Here is a 5,353-nt window from a genome sequence, read left to right as displayed (position 1 = left end):
CGGCGAAGAGGCGGACTAGGGTGTTTGGCAGTCCACGTCCTTATGAGCCGCCTGATTTTGTGATTTTATGAGTGTTAAGCAATGTAAAGTATTGGCTATTTTTGTCGCGGGTCGTTATGACTAGGTTTTAGGAGTTTGGGTGATTATTTGTGGGCTAATGGGTGTTTTTTAGTTTGACTTGTTGGCGAAATTGGGCTATTTTATTGATATTGCACTTTTGAAAACAATTTTAAGTTTTCCATTTGTTTTCGAGTTCGTTTGTAAACGAATGTTAAGTGGACTGCAAAAAACGAACCTTGAAAACTTCATAGTATATAGCATTCAGAAGCCTAGGCTTCGCCACGATATTTACCCCGCAAGGGGACGGAAACCACAACAGCACCGCCTTGTCGCGGATCGTTTGTCGCCTTCGCCACGATATTTACCCCGCAAGGGGACGGAAACTCTTCACAAATGATACTATACTCTCAACTGATAAATTCACTTCGCCACGATATTTACCCCGCAAGGGGACGGAAACTGTTAGGGTTAAATGGTTTGACGGTGCAGTGGTCGTAAGTCTTCGCCACGATATTTACCCCGCAAGGGGACGGAAACTCAGCAAGAGACATTTCTTCTGTCTTGATTTTAGTGTCTCTACTTCGCCACGATATTTACCCCGCAAGGGGACGGAAACCATTGTCAGCCGCCGCACGTTGCAACGGTGGATCGATGACTTCGCCACGATATTTACCCCGCAAGGGGACGGAAACGATGAGTTTGATAATTACGTTGTCAATGGTGGTTCCATCTTCGCCACGATATTTACCCCGCAAGGGGACGGAAACTGGTCATTAGCGTAGCGTCAGGCTCATCGGCAGTACTTCGCCACGATATTTACCCCGCAAGGGGACGGAAACTTAGAGACTTCTTGGCTCCATACAGCGCCATCACGGGTTGTCTTCGCCACGATATTTACCCCGCAAGGGGACGGAAACTGAAAGGCACACTATCCAACTTCCAGTCGCGCTGGTCACTTCGCCACGATATTTACCCCGCAAGGGGACGGAAACAAGACGCGCTGGTCTTAGGGGGCGTCACGGGGTCTCCCCTTCGCCACGATATTTACCCCGCAAGGGGACGGAAACTTGGCTGGATCTAAGGCAATACTCTCTGATTCAACTGACTTCGCCACGATATTTACCCCGCAAGGGGACGGAAACACTAACCATGTCACCTATAGGCAATCTATTCATCTCTAGCCTTCGCCACGATATTTACCCCGCAAGGGGACGGAAACCTTCACCTTCCTTCCGTAATTCCTTGGGGGCAATACCACCTAACTCACTTCGCCACGATATTTACCCCGCAAGGGGACGGAAACGCGCAATTAACTCATGCTTGCGGAGTGCGCTGTATCCTTCGCCACGATATTTACCCCGCAAGGGGACGGAAACGTATCTCAAAGGGAACGAACCTTGGGCAAACGGAGTATAGTCTTCGCCACGATATTTACCCCGCAAGGGGACGGAAACGCTAAAAAACTAGGGACTACAGCACCAAATAAAGCACTTCGCCACGATATTTACCCCGCAAGGGGACGGAAACCTAAGTATTTTGCATACTCTATAGCAGCTTCTAATCTTCTTCGCCACGATATTTACCCCGCAAGGGGACGGAAACTGAACTTGATAGTTATCAAACTCATCATCAACAACTAGCACTTCGCCACGATATTTACCCCGCAAGGGGACGGAAACGACTAGAGTAATAAAATCCATACCAAAAATGCACTCCTGACTTCGCCACGATATTTACCCCGCAAGGGGACGGAAACACTAGCACAGCGAGACACTGCTCACCGTGATTCATAATCTTCGCCACGATATTTACCCCGCAAGGGGACGGAAACGAAATAAACAAAGATTGACCATACTTACCAGCCTTAAAGAACTTCGCCACGATATTTACCCCGCAAGGGGACGGAAACCGTTGTAAACGCGACTTGTCAAAATACCTTCGATTACAACTTCGCCACGATATTTACCCCGCAAGGGGACGGAAACGACGCGCTTTGGAACCTACGGTTATGGAGTCTATTGAGGGTAACTTCGCCACGATATTTACCCCGCAAGGGGACGGAAACCATCCCTATAAGCGAACTCGCCAATGACAACTAGGTACTTCGCCACGATATTTACCCCGCAAGGGGACGGAAACTCGCTAGGATGTAGACGCAATACGATAGGGTTTGTGCTTCGCCACGATATTTACCCCGCAAGGGGACGGAAACTATGCTCTTTTTCAGTCCTCAACTTTTCAACAAAACTTCGCCACGATATTTACCCCGCAAGGGGACGGAAACGTGTGAGTTCGCAAAGTAGTAGTGCGAACTCTTTGTTTTTTTCCTTCGCCACGATATTTACCCCGCAAGGGGACGGAAACCTAAATTCTATTGTCATTATCTTATCTCCTATATGTTTAGCTTCGCCACGATATTTACCCCGCAAGGGGACGGAAACCTTACCCAAAACTCATCAAGAGATTCAGCAGAAAAGAATGTTTCTTCGCCACGATATTTACCCCGCAAGGGGACGGAAACATTGGGAGAAAAATCTTACTGGGTGAGTGTATTGGAGTTGCTTCGCCACGATATTTACCCCGCAAGGGGACGGAAACTTCTGGGTCGATAACTAGGCATGACCATATACCTCCGCTTCGCCACGATATTTACCCCGCAAGGGGACGGAAACTATACCAGCACCTTTTACACGAGAACGCGCACTAGATAGCCTTCGCCACGATATTTACCCCGCAAGGGGACGGAAACTCCAGAATAGGAAACGGATAAAGCTGTATTTGGCGTTTGTCCGCTTCGCCACGATATTTACCCCGCAAGGGGACGGAAACTCAATCTTTACCATGTTTCGATCTTTTACTGAAGGTCTTCGCCACGATATTTACCCCGCAAGGGGACGGAAACTCTTCAAGCGAGTCAAGATCGCTGTAAATCGCATTTGCGACTTCGCCACGATATTTACCCCGCAAGGGGACGGAAACAAAAATACGTGAGGTTTTTTAACATTGATGGCGGTTCTTCGCCACAATATTTACCCCGCAAGGGGACGGAAACATGAACCGCTAAAAATTGTTGCATTTACTCCCGATCTTCTTCGCCACGATATTTACCCCGCAAGGGGACGGAAACCTCTATAGTTGGTGATCTAGCATTACAAGCTGTAGCACAACTTCGCCACGATATTTACCCCGCAAGGGGACGGAAACTCATGCTAGCCTCCTATATCATATCTTCCACCCTAACTTCGCCACGATATTTACCCCGCAAGGGGACGGAAACTAGTCACTTCATTTATTTTATGAATTTACTAACTAACAAACATTCGCCACGATATTTACCCCGCAAGGGGACAAAAATGCTAAAGTTGAAGACCGATAAGAAGGTTTCAAGAAAGAAATTCACCATGATATTTACCCCACAAGAGGGCGTAAACAAAATCGGCTCTTCTGGGTTTGAGGGGGAAATGGTATATATTCGATACAATTGCTGGCGACATGATACGCCTATAACTCTTGCTCAGAAAGGCTTTTGGATACTATTAGCTTTGCTTATCCCCATGAACCCAGAAGAGCCAGATAACTTTATTTTTGGATATGTGGAGACAGGCGAAACCCCAATCAATACAGTGATTAAAGCAACTCAAGAAGAAGCTGGAGTTGAAATTAATAACATTGTTCAAATGGGTTACATTCTAGCCGAAAAAAAAGTAGAAACTTCCTCAAACAAAAAACACCCAAAAGTTTCTACAATTAACACTGCAATTAACATTTATCATTCATTTGTGACATCTGTCTCCTCAAATTGGAACAAACAGGAAACACAACATCGACAAGTGTTAAATTCCAAAAATACCAAAAAAATATTATCTAAAAGAAACGATAACAATCAGTTAGTTCAAATCCTAGACTATGTTGCAGAATATGTAAAAAAATTAATCCTTAAAATTGAATTTGAGTTTAAGAAAAAAGCCTACAATCCTACCCTACCTTCAAGCCAAGTTTTTAACTTTACAAAAAACAAAGAAGGAATGTATTGCATCGTCCGAGATTTTAACGAACAACATTTTAGTTTGCCAGGCGGAGGTTGCGATCTCGGAGAGAGTTGGGAGAATTGCTCAATTCGGGAAACACTCGAAGAGACCCAAATGGAAACTAGTAACACAAAAATTATTGGAGTTTATGTTTTAAGCTATATGGCACAAACAGGTGCATTGCATCAAGTACAGCACATCCGAACTTTATCCAATTGCGATGAAACAATAGAATTTATTCCCAGATAAAGATGGTTTTGAAACTATAGAAAGAAACTTTGTGTCTAAAGAAGACTTAATTAAAAAAATTGAATGGCTAAAATATGATGGAGGCGATTACTTACTAGCAGAATTAGGATAGGCGGGGGAAAGTAAAGTTATAGTTGTTTTAAATAATTTGCAGAGGGGCTTCGACTCCGCTCAGCCATCGGTGTAAGCTAGCTGAGCGAAGTCGAAGCTGTAGTTCTTATTTGAATTATCTATATAGCGGTTTTCAGACGAGTGCATACTCATTTAAAACCCAAAATCAATCACAGTAAGTTTTTGGATTTTCGTTTTGCCGTAGGCAAAACAAAACCAGAAAGGGGGCGCAATGCCCCCTCTTTCTGGTTAATTTCTAATAGCAAATCTGGGGGCAGGGTTGCGGAAGAGATATTGCAAATCCCTCTGCCGATCGCTAACTGATTCAGGACCGTAGCCCCAGAGACTCTTGTAATAAAAGAAGGAGATGCCTAAACTACGCTCTTGAGTGGCGATCACCTGTGAATAAATCTGTGACATGGGGATATTGTTGTTACGGAGTCCAGATAGAATCCCGATACCTGTGGAAATTTTATTTTTGACTTCCGCAATTTCAGGACGACTAATTTGAGCACGAAAATCCTCTAAATCATTGCGATAGACCTGCACAATTAACTCATTGACAATCCCTTGTCGTACCCAGCCTAGCCAATCTTGCAATTGTTGCTTATAGGCAAATTCATAGTAGTTAGGAGACACCGAGAAAATAAGATTAGGCTTTCTTTGCTTCACCGCTTTATTCAAGTTTGTCATGAATGCGGTAATTTTATTAGCTCGCCAACGCACCCAGTCAGGATTATCGGGATTAGCAGGAGCCTCGCGTTTAGTTTCTTGACGATATAGATTGAGCGTATAGCGATCATAGCCAAAGGTTTTAGGCAGGCTGGTATGGTCGTCAAACTGAATTCCATCAAGATCGTAATTAGAAACGGCTTCTAAGACTAACTCCGTCATAAATTTCTGGA

The 5,353-nt window shown here is 44.6% G+C and carries 2 protein-coding genes and 1 CRISPR repeat array; of the genes, one reads left to right on the top strand and one right to left on the bottom strand.

The window, feature by feature from the left end:
- Positions 1-334: 334 nt before the first annotated feature.
- A CRISPR array of direct repeats spans positions 335-3,491; the repeat unit is 37 nt; unit sequence CTTCGCCACGATATTTACCCCGCAAGGGGACGGAAAC.
- Between the two features lie 123 nt (positions 3,492-3,614).
- Positions 3,615-4,337 (top strand): NUDIX domain-containing protein, encoded by a 723-nt coding sequence (locus EWV68_RS13710; protein WP_287170122.1) that lies wholly within the window; start codon positions 3,615-3,617, stop codon positions 4,335-4,337.
- A gap of 360 nt (positions 4,338-4,697) precedes the next feature.
- On the opposite strand, the gene EWV68_RS13705 is transcribed toward EWV68_RS13710, so the two are convergent.
- Positions 4,698-5,353 (bottom strand): glycoside hydrolase family 10-like protein (locus tag EWV68_RS13705; protein WP_287170121.1); only part of this gene is annotated, 656 nt, incomplete at its 5' end.

The sequence above is a fragment of the Microcystis sp. M_QC_C_20170808_M9Col genome (genome assembly GCF_007095495.1).
Lineage (GTDB): Bacteria > Cyanobacteriota > Cyanobacteriia > Cyanobacteriales > Microcystaceae > Microcystis > Microcystis aeruginosa.
Note: the sequence above shows the minus strand (reverse complement) of the source record. Positions and strands in the feature narration are given on the sequence as shown.

Coding starts and splice junctions, on each gene's coding strand:
- EWV68_RS13710 (WP_287170122.1), top strand. CDS start 3,615: ATGAACCCAGAAGAGCCAGATAACTTTATTTTTGGATATGTGGAGACA.